General features: G+C 49.9%; 22 protein-coding genes and 1 pseudogene. 22 read left to right on the top strand and 1 reads right to left on the bottom strand.

Going from position 1 to position 14,569, the window contains the following annotated elements:
• From LI241_RS02885 to LI241_RS02850, 8 genes and pseudogenes are all read left to right on the top strand, one after another.
• Nucleotides 1-1,946 (top strand): annotated as a pseudogene (locus tag LI241_RS02885) (helicase SNF2); the annotation flags it as partial.
• 1 nt (nt 1,947) lies between these two features.
• Nucleotides 1,948-2,766 (top strand): DUF3849 domain-containing protein, encoded by an 819-nt coding sequence (locus tag LI241_RS02880; protein ID WP_002588978.1) that lies wholly within the window; start codon nt 1,948-1,950, stop codon nt 2,764-2,766.
• Nucleotides 2,767-2,768: 2 nt separating this feature from the next.
• On the top strand, nt 2,769-3,107 hold the full coding sequence (mobC, locus tag LI241_RS02875) for a plasmid mobilization relaxosome protein MobC (protein ID WP_002588979.1): 339 nt from the start codon (nt 2,769-2,771) through the stop codon (nt 3,105-3,107).
• Between the two features lie 155 nt (nt 3,108-3,262).
• Nucleotides 3,263-3,562: a CD1845 family protein gene (locus LI241_RS02870; RefSeq protein ID WP_002588980.1), complete on the top strand. Its 300-nt coding sequence runs from the start codon at nt 3,263-3,265 to the stop codon at nt 3,560-3,562.
• 121 nt (nt 3,563-3,683) lie between these two features.
• Nucleotides 3,684-4,280: a type IV toxin-antitoxin system AbiEi family antitoxin domain-containing protein gene (locus LI241_RS02865; protein ID WP_002588981.1), complete on the top strand. Its 597-nt coding sequence runs from the start codon at nt 3,684-3,686 to the stop codon at nt 4,278-4,280.
• Entirely contained in the window at nt 4,277-5,131 is an 855-nt protein-coding gene (locus tag LI241_RS02860) for a nucleotidyl transferase AbiEii/AbiGii toxin family protein (protein ID WP_002595844.1), read from the top strand. The genes LI241_RS02865 and LI241_RS02860 overlap by 4 nt, the downstream gene beginning before the upstream one ends.
• Nucleotides 5,128-5,454, top strand: a complete 327-nt coding sequence (locus LI241_RS02855; RefSeq protein WP_038270897.1) for a hypothetical protein — start codon at nt 5,128-5,130, stop codon at nt 5,452-5,454. The genes LI241_RS02860 and LI241_RS02855 overlap by 4 nt, the downstream gene beginning before the upstream one ends.
• Before the next feature lie 54 nt (nt 5,455-5,508).
• A complete protein-coding gene (locus LI241_RS02850) occupies nt 5,509-6,921 on the top strand; it encodes a relaxase/mobilization nuclease domain-containing protein (RefSeq protein WP_002588983.1) in 1,413 nt (470 codons plus the stop codon).
• A gap of 188 nt (nt 6,922-7,109) precedes the next feature.
• Here LI241_RS02850 and LI241_RS02845 read toward each other — a convergent pair whose 3' ends face one another.
• Nucleotides 7,110-7,424: a helix-turn-helix domain-containing protein gene (locus LI241_RS02845; protein WP_227150926.1), complete on the bottom strand. Its 315-nt coding sequence runs from the start codon at nt 7,422-7,424 to the stop codon at nt 7,110-7,112.
• A 157-nt stretch (nt 7,425-7,581) separates the two neighbouring features.
• Between LI241_RS02845 and LI241_RS02840 the strand changes: the two genes are divergently transcribed.
• From LI241_RS02840 to LI241_RS02775, 14 genes are all read left to right on the top strand, one after another.
• Nucleotides 7,582-8,124 carry a DUF1273 domain-containing protein gene (locus LI241_RS02840; RefSeq protein ID WP_227150927.1) on the top strand — a complete coding sequence of 181 codons (543 nt, stop codon included), beginning with the start codon at nt 7,582-7,584 and terminating at the stop codon, nt 8,122-8,124.
• A 107-nt stretch (nt 8,125-8,231) separates the two neighbouring features.
• Nucleotides 8,232-8,402 carry a hypothetical protein gene (locus LI241_RS02835; protein ID WP_166434156.1) on the top strand — a complete coding sequence of 57 codons (171 nt, stop codon included), beginning with the start codon at nt 8,232-8,234 and terminating at the stop codon, nt 8,400-8,402.
• Nucleotides 8,403-8,417: 15 nt separating this feature from the next.
• Nucleotides 8,418-8,573, top strand: a complete 156-nt coding sequence (locus LI241_RS02830) for a hypothetical protein (RefSeq protein WP_227150992.1) — start codon at nt 8,418-8,420, stop codon at nt 8,571-8,573.
• Between the two features lie 60 nt (nt 8,574-8,633).
• Nucleotides 8,634-8,867, top strand: coding sequence for an immunity 17 family protein (locus LI241_RS02825; protein WP_117476745.1), 234 nt, complete (start codon nt 8,634-8,636; stop codon nt 8,865-8,867).
• A 13-nt stretch (nt 8,868-8,880) separates the two neighbouring features.
• The gene (locus LI241_RS02820) at nt 8,881-9,093 is read left to right on the top strand and encodes a hypothetical protein (RefSeq protein WP_069432244.1); all 213 of its coding nucleotides are present in this window, start codon (nt 8,881-8,883) and stop codon (nt 9,091-9,093) included.
• Entirely contained in the window at nt 9,090-9,500 is a 411-nt protein-coding gene (locus tag LI241_RS02815) for a hypothetical protein (RefSeq protein WP_227145601.1), read from the top strand. Before LI241_RS02820 ends, LI241_RS02815 begins: the two co-directional genes overlap by 4 nt.
• Nucleotides 9,476-10,063, top strand: coding sequence for a hypothetical protein (locus tag LI241_RS02810; protein WP_227150929.1), 588 nt, complete (start codon nt 9,476-9,478; stop codon nt 10,061-10,063). Before LI241_RS02815 ends, LI241_RS02810 begins: the two co-directional genes overlap by 25 nt.
• A 12-nt stretch (nt 10,064-10,075) precedes the next feature.
• Nucleotides 10,076-10,417 carry a hypothetical protein gene (locus LI241_RS02805; RefSeq protein ID WP_227177268.1) on the top strand — a complete coding sequence of 114 codons (342 nt, stop codon included), beginning with the start codon at nt 10,076-10,078 and terminating at the stop codon, nt 10,415-10,417.
• 7 nt (nt 10,418-10,424) lie between these two features.
• Entirely contained in the window at nt 10,425-11,504 is a 1,080-nt protein-coding gene (locus LI241_RS02800) for an ankyrin repeat domain-containing protein (RefSeq protein WP_227150932.1), read from the top strand.
• 84 nt (nt 11,505-11,588) lie between these two features.
• The gene (locus tag LI241_RS02795; protein ID WP_227150933.1) at nt 11,589-12,092 is read left to right on the top strand and encodes a DUF2004 domain-containing protein; all 504 of its coding nucleotides are present in this window, start codon (nt 11,589-11,591) and stop codon (nt 12,090-12,092) included.
• 11 nt (nt 12,093-12,103) lie between these two features.
• Nucleotides 12,104-12,658: an SUKH-3 domain-containing protein gene (locus LI241_RS02790; RefSeq protein ID WP_227150935.1), complete on the top strand. Its 555-nt coding sequence runs from the start codon at nt 12,104-12,106 to the stop codon at nt 12,656-12,658.
• Entirely contained in the window at nt 12,655-13,659 is a 1,005-nt protein-coding gene (locus LI241_RS02785) for a DKNYY domain-containing protein (RefSeq protein WP_227150937.1), read from the top strand. Before LI241_RS02790 ends, LI241_RS02785 begins: the two co-directional genes overlap by 4 nt.
• A 16-nt stretch (nt 13,660-13,675) precedes the next feature.
• Nucleotides 13,676-14,221, top strand: coding sequence for a hypothetical protein (locus LI241_RS02780; protein ID WP_227150939.1), 546 nt, complete (start codon nt 13,676-13,678; stop codon nt 14,219-14,221).
• Between the two features lie 16 nt (nt 14,222-14,237).
• Nucleotides 14,238-14,564: a DUF5713 family protein gene (locus LI241_RS02775; RefSeq protein WP_003524787.1), complete on the top strand. Its 327-nt coding sequence runs from the start codon at nt 14,238-14,240 to the stop codon at nt 14,562-14,564.
• Nucleotides 14,565-14,569: the final 5 nt, after the last annotated feature.

Below are 14,569 nucleotides of genomic sequence, written 5' to 3'. Positions count from 1 at the left end.
CCAAGTGCCGCTATATGGATGAGATCACCGGAAACCGTGGCGTGATCTTTGCCACCGGCACACCGGTCAGCAACTCCATGACCGAGCTTTACACCATGCAGCGCTACCTTCAGTATGAACGCCTGCAAGAACTGAACATGACCCACTTCGACTGCTGGGCTTCCCGATTTGGGGAGACTGTCACAGCATTGGAGCTGGCACCGGAGGGAACCGGCTACCGGGCAAGAACGAGATTCAGCAAGTTCTTTAATTTGCCGGAGCTGATGAACCTGTTCAAAGAAGTGGCCGACATTAAGACTGCCGACCAGCTGAATCTGCCTACCCCGGAAGTGGAATACCACAACATTGTGGCACAGCCTACCGAACATCAGCAGGAAATGGTCAAGGCTCTTTCGGAGCGCGCATCGCTGGTACACAGTGGAACCGTTGACCCGTCTCAGGACAATATGCTCAAGATTACCTCGGATGGCCGCAAGCTGGGGCTGGACCAGAGGATCGTCAACCAGATGCTGCCGGATGAACCCGGCACAAAGGTTAATCAGTGCGTAGAGAACATCATGCAGATCTGGCGGGATGGCGAAGCTGACAAGCTGACCCAGCTGGTGTTTTGCGACATTTCTACCCCGCAGGCAAAAGCCCCTGCAAGCAAGGCGGCGAAAACACTGGATAATCCACTGCTTCACGCATTGGAAGGCGCTGTGCCTCTGCCGGAGCAGGAACCGGCATTTACGGTATATGACGATATTCGTCAGAAACTCATTGTCCAGGGGATGCCTGCCGACCAGATCGCTTTTATCCATGAAGCCAATACCGAAGTGCGGAAAAAGGAGCTGTTCTCCAAAGTTCGTACCGGTCAGGTGCGTGTACTTATGGGCAGCACTGCCAAGATGGGCGCAGGCACCAATGTGCAGGACCGTCTGGTGGCACTTCATGATCTGGATTGTCCGTGGAGACCCGGAGACCTCGCCCAGCGCAAGGGCCGTATCGAGCGCCAAGGCAACCAGAATCCCCTTGTCCATGTGTACCGCTATGTGACCGAAGGAACCTTTGACGCATACCTCTGGCAGACGGTGGAGAATAAGCAGAAATTCATTTCCCAGATCATGACTTCTAAATCGCCGGTGCGCTCCTGCGATGATGTGGATGAAACCGCCCTCAGTTTTGCCGAGATCAAAGCCCTGTGCGCCGGAGACCCCCGTATCAAAGAGCGTATGGATTTGGATGTGGAAGTATCCCGCCTGAAGCTGATGAAAGCCGACCACCAGAGCAAGCAGTATCGTCTGGAGGACCAGCTGCTCAAATACTTCCCGGAGGAGATTGAAAAGCACAAGGGCTTTATCAAGGGCTTTGAATCTGATCTGGAGGTTTTGGCAGCTCACCCGCACCCGGAGGACGGCTTTGCCGGTATGGAGATCCGTGGAGATCTGCTGACCGATAAGGAGAACGCCGGTGCTGCCCTTTTGGATGCCTGCAAGGAGGTCAAAACCTCCGATCCGGTACAGATCGGCAGCTACCGGGGCTATGCCATGTCCGTGGAATTTTCCGCTTGGAAACAGGAATATACGCTCCTGTTGAAAGGCCAGATGACCCACAGGGCAACCCTTGGTACAGACCCTCGCGGAAATCTTACCCGCATCGACAATGCCCTCGCCCAGATGCCACAGCGTCTGGAGGCGGCAAAGGCCCAGCTGGATAACCTTTGTCAGCAGCAGGCTGCCGCAAAGGAGGAAGTTGGAAAGCCATTCCTTTATGAAGAAGAACTGAGAAGCAAAAACGCCCGTCTGGTGGAGCTGGATACCCTGCTCAACATCGACGGAAAGGGACCGGCACACGATGAAGCTGTCGTTGCCAAAAGCACACGGCCTTCGGTATTGGATCATCTGAAACGCCCGGTGCCGCCCCGCAGTACTGACAAGAAACCAAAACAACATGAGGAGGTGCGATAACATGAATACCAACGATTTGAATATGGCCCTTTATGAAAAGATGGCCGCTGAGCAGGACAAATACAGGGACTGGCTGAAAAGCCAGCCCCCGGAAGAAATTCTGCACCACACCTATGAGTACACCATCCGTGAGGACATCGTGATGGCGATGGAGGAACTGGAGCTGACCGATGCCCAGGCAGAGGCGCTTTTGGAATCTCCCTCGCCGCTGGCGGATGTGTACCGCTATTTTGAAAAGCTGGAGACCGGCCACATGGATGTGATCCGGGACAGCATTGAGAACCGTGCCAATGATGTGTGCAGAGCTAAAGAGGAACTGCGAACAACACCGGTCTATCCCCACTCTGCCGCCTATGCGAGAGAACATGGGGAGCTGGAGCAGTACCGAGCTTTCAACAATGTAAATCTCCAATGCAAGGAGTCCATTGAAGCGGCGGTGCGGGAACACTTCGACGGAATGTATCTCAGTCACGATGCGGCAAAGGGTGTGATCGAGACCTATGGCATGGAGCGTGTGGCTTTGGTTCTGGCCAACACCGTCCAGCTTCAGGACTGGGATGGGCGCTACTCCCGACGCAATAAGGAATGGGCTAAGACCATTCCCAACGAGAACCCCGAAACCGTCCGTTGTGGTTATGTCCTGAACAGCCACCCTGCTGTACTGGATGGCTTTATTGATCTGGTGCGTGAAGAACAGCAGCGTAGCCGTACTCAGGGAGAAAAACTGCAACCGTCCCGTCCCTCAGTACGGGATAAGCTCAAACAGGAGCTGCCGGCCCATAAGCCCGCCGCCTCAAAGAAACGGGAGCCGGAGCGATAACTATGGCAAAGCGTAAGCGGGATATGCAATTAAACTTTAGAGTTTCAGCGGAGGAGCTTGCTGTGATTGAGCAAAAAATGTCTCAGTTTGGAACCTCCAACCGTGAAGCCTATCTAAGAAAAATGGCGCTGGATGGGTATGTAGTCAAGCTGGAGCTGCCGGAGCTGAAGGAGCTTGTTTCCCTGATGCGCCGAAGCAGCAACAACTTAAACCAGCTGACCCGTAAAGTGCATGAGACTGGGCGGGTTTATGATGCTGACTTGGAGGATATATCCCAGCGGCAGGAACAGTTATGGGAGGGCGTAAAGGAAATCCTTACCCAGCTTTCCAAACTTTTATAACGGGGATAGATACTCCATTTGCGGAGGGAGGAACGGCATTACTTCGCTGCTCCTCTCTCCGCTTTTTCTTTTTATCGGTATCCTTGTCTTTTGCCTGCCCATGCCGGATAATATGATTAGAAAAGATACCAAGAACGCTGCAAGGAGGAAATGACATGAAGATTTTGAAAGGGCTTTTGATGATTATAACTGCACCGGTCATTTTGGTTCTGACACTTTTTGTCTGGCTCTGCACAGGGCTGATCTACATATCCGGTCTGGTGCTCGGCCTGTTCAGTACCGTGATTGCTCTGCTTGGTGTGGCTGTGCTGCTTACCTATTCCCCGCAGAATGGTGTGATTTTGCTGGTTATGGCATTTTTGATTAGCCCTATGGGGCTGCCGTTGGCTGCAATCTGGCTGATGGGTAAGGTGCAGAGTTTGAAATTTGCAATTCAGGAGTTGGTTTATGGATAAAAATACGCAAAACCATAAAAATGCCAGACACCGTCTGTTAAATTTGGAAAGAGAAACTATATATCCACGACTTTACTTTTGAACTAATATCGCGTATAATATTAGTGCGAAAGGAAGTGATATGATGGGACAATTTGAACAGCTGGATCAGATGCTAACAGAACAAGAAGGAATGCTGCGAACATCGCAGGTCGTATCTTCTGGAATTTCAAAGCCGGTATTTTATGATTATGTGCGTTCACGAGATTTGGATAGAGTCGCACATGGGATTTATCTGTCCAAAGATTCCTGGGTGGATGCCATGTATCTGCTTCATTTGCGATTTGAACAAGCAGTATTTTCACATGAAACAGCTTTATTTTTTCACGATCTGACAGACCGTGAACCAATAGAATATACAGTTACGGTCAAAACTGGATGCAATCCAAGCAAAATGAAAGCAGAAGGCATTCAAGTTTTTACGATTAAAGCAGACTTACATGATGTAGGACTTACAACAGCGAAAACTCCGTTCGGGCATACTGTGCCGGTTTATGATATGGAGCGAACAATCTGTGATTTGCTCAGAAGCCGTAGCAGAATTGAAATTCAGACCTTTCAGGGAGCACTGAAAGCGTATGCCCGTAGAAAAGATAAGAACCTGCGAGCTTTAATGCAATATGCTGGGATGTTCAAGGTGGAAAAAATTTTACGACAGTATTTGGAGGTACTTTTATGATAAAAACAGCAAGACAGCTTAAAGATTTAATACGAAACCTTTCCAGAGAAAAATCCGCAGATGCTCAGATTTTAATGAGGAACTACATGATGGAGCGTTTTTTGGAGCGTATTTCTCTTTCTGAGTATCGTGATAAGTTTATCTTGAAGGGTGGTATGTTGGTAGCGGCTATGGTTGGATTGGATGCCCGCTCTACGATGGATTTGGATGCAACCATAAAAGGAGCTAATGTTAATGTGGAGGATATTGAGAATCTAATTTCATCAATCGTAACTGTTCCGATTGATGATGGTGTTAAATTTCAGCTGAAAAGTATTTCGGAGATTATGGATGAAGCAGAGTATCCGGGGATTCGTGTCAGCATGAGTACAACATTCGATGGTGTAGTGACCCCTTTGAAAATTGATATTTCTACGGGAGATGCAATCACTCCAAGAGAGGTTCGGTATTCATTCAAACTTATGCTGGAAGATCGCTCCATTGATATTTGGGCTTATAATTTAGAAACTGTGCTGGCAGAAAAACTGGAAACCATTATTACTAGAACCACAACCAATACCCGCATGAGAGATTTCTACGATATTTACATTTTAGAACAGCTGCATGGAACCACGCTGAACCCGAAAATTTTACATGATGCGCTTCTGGCAACTGCTCATAAACGGGGATCGGAGAAGTATCTTAACCAGGCTGAAGAAGTTTTTGACGAAGTGGAAAATGATTCGGTTATGCAAAAACTTTGGGAGGCATACCGTAAAAAGTTTTCTTATGCTTCTGATTTGGAATGGGATGTGATTATGAAAGCAATTCGCAGGTTATATGTTCTTTGTGAGAAGGGCATCAGCTTATGAAAAAGCATGGACACTATTGTAAAGTTTGTGGTGAATACAAAGCCAACGAAAATTTTTCAGGCAAAGGTCATGCATCCCACATTTGTAAATCCTGTGCTTCGCTACCAGCAGAAAAGCAGGCTGAACTGATGACACTGAATCGTCTTTTGAATCTTCCATGGAGGCTATCGAAAGAGCAGTTGTCCTGGCTGAAAAATCGACTAAAGAATAGGCGGCCTGATGTCCGTGCATTGGCGCAAGAGCAATATGAAATGAGATTTCCACCAAGACACTTAGAAGATGATGAGTTCAATTTTTTCGATGAAGAAAGTTTTATAGAATAGTGAAAGCGGTCTGCTATGGCAGGCCGTTTTCTTTTCGGGAAGGAGGTCTGACCTATGGCAACCACAAGAATCATGCCGCTTCATGTCGGCAAGGGCCGCACAGAAAGTCGGGCGATCAGTGACATCATCGACTATGTGGCCAATCCCAAAAAAACAGATAATGGCAGGCTCATTACCGGCTATGCGTGTGACAGCAGGACTGCGGATGCAGAGTTCCTTCTGGCAAAGCGGCAGTACCTTGCCGCGACCGGACGAGTGCGAGGTGCGGATGATGTGATCGCCTATCATGTGCGCCAGTCGTTCCGCCCCGGTGAGATCACACCGGAGGAAGCCAATCGGCTGGGTGTGGAATTTGCCAAGCGATTCACCAAGGGCAATCATGCCTTTGTGGTCTGCACCCACATAGACAAGTCGCACATTCACAATCACATTATCTGGTCATCGGTCAGCTTAGAATATGACCGGAAATTCCGAAACTTTTGGGGCAGCACCAAGGCAGTCCGACAGTTAAGTGACACCATCTGCGTCGAAAACGGACTATCCATTGTGGAGAATCCGAAACCTCACGGAAAGAGCTATAACAAGTGGCTGGGCGATCAGGCAAAGCCCTCTCACCGAGAGCTGCTGCGTGTAGCGATTGACAACGCATTATCACAAAGTCCTGCTAATTTTGAGGAACTGCTGAAGCTGCTAAAAGAGTCCGGCTGTGAAGTATCAAAGCGCGGAAAATCGTATCGTTTGAAACTCCCCGGCTGGGAGAAAGCCGCCCGAATGGACAGCCTGGGCGAAGGATATGGATTAGATGATTTGCAGGCGGTTCTCTCCGGGAAGAAAGCGCATACCCCACGAAAGAAAATAGTTACACAGGCAGAGACGCAGAAGGTCAATCTGCTGGTGGACATTCAGGCAAAATTGCAGGCTGGAAAAGGTGCTGGCTATGCTCGATGGGCTAAGGTGTTCAACCTCAAGCAGATGGCGCAGACCATGAATTACTTGTCAGAGAATAACCTGCTGGAGTATGCGGTTTTGGAAGAAAAGGCTGCGGCTGCCACGGCACATCACAATGAGCTTTCGGCGCAGATCAAAGCGGCTGAAAAGCGCATGGCAGAGATTGCTGTTCTGCGTACTCACATTGTAAATTATGCCAAGACCCGTGAGGTCTATGTGGCATACCGCAAGGCAGGCTACTCTAAGAAATTCCGGGAGGAACATGAGGAAGAAATTCTGCTCCACCAGGCTGCTAAGAATGCCTTTGATGAGATGGGCGTCAAGAAGCTGCCCAAGGTCAAAGAGTTACAGACGGAGTACGCGAAATTGCTGGAAGAAAAGAAAAAGACCTATGCCGAGTACCGGCGTTCCCGTGAGGAAATGCGGGAGCTTTTAACGGCAAAGGCCAATGTGGATCGAGTGCTGAAAATGGAGGTAGAACAGGATGTTGAAAAAGAAAAAGACCACGGCCAGCGATAAGCTGGTCCTGGTCAAAAGCGTTCGTAGAACGCGCAGCCACAGAATGAAATTCTGTGTTCAAAGGGGCTTGGGGGCACTGCCCTCAACAAGCAGTTTGTGGCGAAATGGATAGCCACAAGCATTGCTTGCCACAATATGCTGCGCATAAAATAAAAAACTAACGACGGGACGCTTACTGCCTCCTATCGTTAGTTTTCTGTGTTTAAGCGACTTATAAAACCAATCAGCATAATCAGATCGTCATCTGACATCTTTCTCATTCCGTCCAAAGGCTTCTTGATAAGCTGAGGGTTATTCTCCTGTGCATCAAAAAATTGAAGCGGCGTGATTTCAAAATACTCACAGATGTTGAGAAACTGCTTCATAGACGGCATAGAACGCCCGGAAGAAATTGCCTGAATATAGCTTCTGTTCTGCCCTAACTCCATGCTCATCTGGTATTCTGAAACGCCTTTTTTCAATCGTAATTCTGTGATTCGATTGCGGATAAATTCTTCGTCCATACGCTCACCTCTCTGCTCTTTTAGCATAGCAGAAAGCAATTCTTGATACTTCGTATGTGTTGTGTTATAATTTTGTAATATAACCTTTATACGCATTATTATTTGCGTTATTTTTGCTTTATATGCGTAATCAAGGCAGTTATTAAGGGTGATTTGTATGAATCAGTATGCCTGTGCCATTACCGGCCACAGACCAACAAGATTTTGCTTTGGATATAATGAGGAAGATCCTCTATGCCAAAAGCTAAAAGAATGTCTCCTGGAGCAGTTTCGTATACTCCATGACGAGAAATTTGTCCGTACTTTTTTTGTCGGCGGTGCTCTTGGTGTGGATATGTGGGCTGGAGAACAGCTGCTAACATTGAAAGCACAAACAGGATACGAGGATATTAAAATTATCGTTGTAATTCCCTTCATCGGCTATGACTCTAAATGGCCGGATCAGAGTAGACATAGATTGAAAAAGCTGATCCAAAACGCAAACGATTCGATTGTTATTTCACATTCTGCGGATGTTTCCAGTTATAAAAAAAGAAATTATTATATGGTCGATCATGCAGAGTACATCATCGGTGTGTTTGATAATCAGAAAAAGCTGCGCTCAGGCACAGCACAGACAGTCAATTATGCCTTACGAAACGGAAAAGCAATCACTCTGATCCATCCAGATACTATGGAAATAACAACCCCTACGACTTAACAAATTCACAAAAATTTTTCATTGGCATTTCCAACAAAATATTTTCATTGAAGGAGTGCTGTGATATAATAAAATATAAAACTATGCTCAGAACAAATGGTGCCGCTATGAACAAATATATTGGACAGCAATTTGCTGCTTTAAGATACGAAAAAAATATTTTGGTTGTTGAAGAAACTACATCCGCTGGTGGATGCGGCTCCTTCAACGCGGCTTCTTCATGTCCTGCGTCAGCCTGTCTTTATGACAGTGCGGCGTGGGGCTTTTTTATTGTCTAAAAGGAGTATGAGAACATGAGTCTGAAATATACCTGCCCCCACTGTGGGAAGCCCATGAAGTATCTGGCGCAGATCCAGTGGGATACGGTGTTTGACTGTGCGGAGGGCACGCTCTATATGGAGTTCTGCCCGGACTGCCATATCGTGTCCATGCAGCACCAGCAGACCTGAAAAAGTTGCACAGTATGAAAAGAGAAATATCAGCAGGTATTTGCGTGAGGAGGAAGTAGAATGAACAGCGAACAGATCACAGCATTTTTGCAAGAGCATTGGTACATTGCCTCGGTGCTCATCGGGGTCGTGATTTTAATTGGGGCGATCCGCAACTGGAACTGGCTCTGCGACCCCACTGGTACGCGGGATGCCCACCGCCACAGCAGAGGATACCGGCGTGTGGTGTTCTTCCTGCTGGGCGTCCTCCTGATCGTGGTGAGCATCTGGGGATTTGTACTGAAATTGAAATAGGAGGAGCAATCCCATGACCCAAGAAGAACAGATCCGACTCTATCGGCTGATGGAAAAACTCAACTGGTTTTTCCACCAAGAGATGCACTACTTGAATAGAGATATTGCGGAAAAGACTGCACGGGAGTGTTACCCGGAGATTCGGGATTTTACATACGATATTTTGTGGAATGACCTGCCCAAAGAGGTGCAGGAGCAGCTCATGGACGAGGAGGAATCCCTATGAGTACGCTGATTGGCTCTTTTGATGGTCTGCACGACAACAGAGTCCTGTGCTACTGCGCTGACTTTGAAGCCCATACCCTGCACATGGATACCCAGACCGAGTCCGGAGAGAAAGTATCCGTTCACTTCACCGGCCTGCTGGCCCACTGGTTTGAGAATGTGATCCAGGACAACATCCTCTTTGGCATGGATGAGATCACCGTGGACGGTTTTTTTGAACAGTATAAAGACCTGCTGGACGGTACCATCCCTTACGGCTTTCCCGCCTGTTGCGGCATCGAGGAGCTGCGGGAGCGCATGGACCGGGAGCACATCCGGGTATTTGTCATTGACTCATCCCTTGGGCTGTGCGGATTTGTCCTGGCTAAGGAGGTGGAACTGCAATGTCAATCACTGCTTATAAAATAGAAGCCGTCGGCCATGACCGAACCGGCAAGAACTTCGGCTATGTGAATATCATGTATCGTTATGGCAACAAGCAATCCTGCCCCCGACCGGATCAGTGCGAAAAGATGGAAGTCATGTGGGCGGATGAGAGCGTCTATGGACCTCCTGCTCCCGGCAGCAAGGTGGGCGATTTTATACAGACATGGCTGATGGGCTCCCGGAACTGCGGCGTGTTTACCCACCGGGAGATCGCCCAGCGGCTGATGGATGCCTTCACTGGCCTGAAACTCAAGGAGCTGGAATGGTTCGAGAACCCCAGAGAAAAGACGCTGAAAAACGGAAAGCCCCGTGCGCGCCGGACCAAGTGGCTGCCGGAGCGGGAGGTAGATCTGGTGTACCTCTACTCCGACCACTATCTTGACGCAAGAAATCCGACTCCCACCGAAACCGACTTCTTCACGGTCACAAGGATGGATGCCTGGGGTGTGAGCACCTGGTTTATGTGTACCCCACAGGCCGCCGAGAAGCTGATCGCCATGGATTACGACAATCTGGCCGTCAAAGAAACCACCATTGTGGGATAGGAGGAAAGCGGCATGATCGGGACAGATGAAAACCGGGCGGTACTCCATGTGGAGGTCGTCTTCTGGAACAGCAAACGAAAAATACCACCCAGCCTGGTCAGCGGAAAGTATTGTCCCAATTTTGTGGTCACAGGAACTACGGAATATCTGGGTGTATGCTTTCTGGACGGAACCGAGTGTACATTTGATACACCAGCTTTGGGAAATGCCCAGCCCCTCTATCCAGATACCATTGACTACGCTCCGCTGGAAAACAATGCGGAATTTTTGATCTATGAGGGAGCCAATGCCGTTGGCAAAGGCCGGGTGCTGGGCCGGACCGTTCCCTATCAAGTGAAACAACAACGAAAGTAGGTGCCTTATGTACAAAATTGCATATATTGGCCGCTGGGAGACCCTCCCGGAAACGGCTGCCGCCATCTGTGACCATGACACTCCCAAGTTGGAGGCGTTGCTCCAAGGCGGGCTGGATTTGGGTGCTCCTATCCAGCTCAGCGAATACATCAAGCTGATGCCATTGGAAATCGCGGTTTTTCGGAACGATGTGCCTATGATCCACTTCCTGCTGGAGCATGGAGCTGATCCCGGTCTGGCAGAGGAACAGCCCCTGCTGCTCACCGCTGCCCGCTGTTGTGGGCCGGAGGTAGTGGCACTCTTTGCTGGACAGGCCGCAAAACTCAGCTCGAAGCAGAAAGAGCGTGCCTTCCAGGAAGTGCGCTGGGGCAAGCGCCCGGAGAACATCCAGGTGCTGGAGCAAGCCGGTATCACAGTGGACAAGTTTGGCGGCGAGGCGTTCCGGGCGGCGGTGTCTGATGGGCAGGCCGAGCTTGCAAAACTGCTGCTGGAAAAAGGGGCGGACATCAATTACCACAAGCCGGACATGGTGTTCCCTTACGCCTCCACCCCTGTCACCGAGGCCGCCCGCTTAAACAATTTCCTCATGGTGCGCTGGCTGGTGGAACAGGGGGCAGACATCACCCTTGTTGACAAATACGGCGACCGTCCCTACAGTGTGGCGGTTCAGAACAAGAATCAGGAGATGGCCGACTACCTGAAGGCCCTGGAGCCGGAGGAATGGCACAACGAGCAGGAAAAGATCCGGCAGCTCATTCCCTACAAGCTGCCTGCCAAGCTGGTGGAATACTTGAAGACCGGGCCCCTTCGGCTGGAGTTCCCGGAGCAGGAATGGGTGAAGTGGGCGGAACTCTACTCCTTCATGGATGTGCAGGAGATGACCTGGAAGCGGAAAAAGCTGCTCTCCCTCATGGCGAAAATGGATAATTACAGCGACTATTTGCTGCTGTGGAGTCCCAGAGATAAGAAACTCTGCTATCTGGACATTGAGCACGAGGAATTCCATCCCCTGGCCAAATGGGATGACTTCATCGCAGATCCCGGCCGGTATCTGAACGGAATGATCGAGGGCGAGTTTGAGGAATGAGGAGCAAACCGATGACAGAAGAAAACAGAACTTACATCACCCATCTCAAAGCTGCCTGTATTGAGGGGTAAGGAGGATAATATTATGAAACTGAACTGTAAACGCATTGATTTTACATATACACCCGGCGAGGAAATCTTCAGCTTTCCCGATGAATCGGGACTGCCCTTTCTCTTTGATGTGGATGAGGAATTGACTGCTGATCCTGCCGCCATGGATGCGGTGGGAGAACTGCTGGATGAGGCGGAGAAATTGGCGGAAAAGGCCAAAGCCGCCATCAAAGCGGCGCTGGCGGACGAGGACAGCCGCTACCATAGCGTTGTGACATTTTTCATGGAGTTCCACCGGGACGAGGTAGGCCCTGAGATTACGGCGGAACTTTTTCCGGGAACCGACCCATCCAAGCTGTCCTTTACGGAGATGGTGGACTTTTTGAAGCTCAAGCGGTTCGGCAGCCTGGTGGATAGCGAGATGAACCAGCAAGTTTTCATTCTGGACCTGTCCTTCAACCCGGAAATCACCGATGAGCTGATGGTGATTTACTTTGATTTGAACAAGGAGATTTTCTGTATCACACATGAGAGCTGAGGTGGTATCCCATGATCAAAGAACGCATTCCCATCTCCGGCGATCTGGGCAGCAAGGTCAAGCAGCTGATGGAGTACGCCGGGTGGTACGAAGGCCGCAGTGTGGACACCTCCATTGCGGAGCAGTATTACGCCGACCATGGCGTCCCGATGATGAAGACCACCCAGCGGTTTTACCGCAAGTATTTCGGCCTGTGCTGTGAGTGGTACTTGGCACAGAAAAAGCTGAAATGGGCGGCTGACTTTGAGTTTGCTTTGTTCCCTTACCTGGTCAACGGGATCAAAAACCATTTGGAAGAAGCCTATTTCCGGGATATGTCCGGCTGTGAGCTGGCGGAGATCGAGCAGGCAGCTGGTCAGAAGTGCCAGCCCATCGGCCACATCGGCTATTACTACCCGGCAGAGGTTTGGATCTCGGAGTACGGGAAACTGTATGCGAAATATGAGTATCAGGACGAGATCGAGTGCTTTCCCGATGTGTTTGCCCTGATCGAACGGGAACTGCGGCAGTGCAACTTTGATTCCGCTGCCATGAAAACTGTGGAGGCACTGGACGGAAAACTATGAAACAGGACTTTACTATTTGGCGCAATCAAATATTGCAGAATCCGCGGGACATTTTACCACTAAAATTTGGAATGTCGCAGGATGAGGTCATAGAGATCTTCGGGAAGCCCGATGCCGTTTCCACCATGAGAAGCGGCGGAAAGCCTTTGATACTCAAATATTGTGACATTGAACTGCATTTCGATAGAAAAGCCCCCCATGGGCTCTACTTAGTTTACAGCGACGATGAGATCGAGTTGAGCATCACAGCCGAGCACGAAGAAACGCTGCAACCAATTACCAACACAGAGCCAGTGGACAACGAATTTTTCCTTCGGGATGGAGCCGTCTATTTCTCCGGCCTATATGAAAACGGCTTGTTGAAGGGTGTTGCGCCCAAAGACTTCTGCTGCTGGCATTACTGGGGCAAATCCTCTACGGCCTGCTTTCTCGGCGGGATTCGCCTGCGTGGAGCAGACCCGGCGTCGTTTCGGGTGTTAAACTATGCCTACGCCATGGACAAAACAGCCGTCTACACCACCAGCGGAAGAATCCCAGATGTAGAGCTGGCAGCCTTCCAGGTGCTGGACAACGGCCAGAACGATTCAGGTGCGCCCCAGGGATATGCAAAGGACAGCCGGCAGGTCTACTTCCACAACGGAGACGGCAAGGTGAAGATCATCAAGGGCGCGGAAGTTTCCTCTTTCCGCTCGTTGGGCGATACCTATTTTGCCAGAGATGAGAAGCGGATCTATGCCTACGGCAAACAGCTTCCCAAGGCAGAGCTGACTTCCTGGGAACTGCTTGGGCACTGGTATTCCCGCGATGCTAAGCGGGTGTATTACCTCAACCGGGAGATCAAAGGGGCAGATCGGGACAGTTTCACAGTCTGTACCCCTGTGGATGCGGCTCCGTTTGCCGATCATCTGGCCCGCGACAAAGACCATTTTTACCAAAGTGATGAGATAATTGAAGAAACACTGTGGCGGGAAAGGCTGCACGAGTTGATGCAAGAACAGTAAACGGAGGAAAACGACTATGGACTATTTGAAGATATTGCGTGAAAACCCTGATTTGGCGGATGAATTTGATTCCCTGTTTGACTTTTTCCTGCTGGATGAGTTGTCCCCGCGGGATGACGCAGAAGGCCGATGCACCTTCTCCCTGCCCGGTATGGTCTTTGCCAGAGATGGCTCCGGCGGAGAATACCACCTGTTGGAAGATGGCTCCATTGGATATTACAGCAGCGAAGGGGAGGCAGGCCGTCTGGCCGAGAGCATGGATGATCTCTTTTCCCTGCTTGTGAGCTGTATCTGCTGGCACGACTGCTGTGACACAAAGCAGTATGTGGATTCCAAGACATTGGAGGAATATGGGCAGAGACAGCGCAACACAAACTTGGAAGATATGGATATGGACAGCTTGCAACGGGTGTCTGATGCCCTCGGCATCCCTAACGGTGAGCCGCTGGCTCCGGTTCTGGAGCGGTTCCGCAAAGCAACCCAGCGTGAGCCTCTGTATCAGTGTATATTTCACGAGGACGACGGCAGCCTGACCGAATCATACGGTTTGATGTTTGAATGAGAAAGGAGAAATCACGATGAAAGCATTTGACCCCAATTACAAACTGCTGGACGAGATGTATCAGGACAATTACTATCCTGCTTTTTTGGTAGACAAGGTAAAGGACGAGCTTCAGAAGGTCATCGACCTGCTGGAGAACGGCGAAACCGATACCGAAGTGGTGCAGGAAACGCTGGACGAGGCGGTCTGCGGCATCAATGATCTCCAGGAGGAGTTTGACGAGCACGACAGCGAGATCGAAACGGTGGCACGGGAATGTATCGCGGCAACCGTGGCCTACATTCTGGAGTGGTTTGGCATTCCTATTGACACCGAGGAGGCCATCCGGGAACGGGACTGGTGAGCCCT

This window comes from Longicatena sp. 210702-DFI.1.196, from assembly GCF_020563125.1.
Taxonomy (GTDB): Bacteria; Bacillota_I; Bacilli_A; order Erysipelotrichales; family Erysipelotrichaceae; genus Longicatena; species Longicatena caecimuris.
Note: the sequence above shows the minus strand (reverse complement) of the source record. Positions and strands in the feature narration are given on the sequence as shown.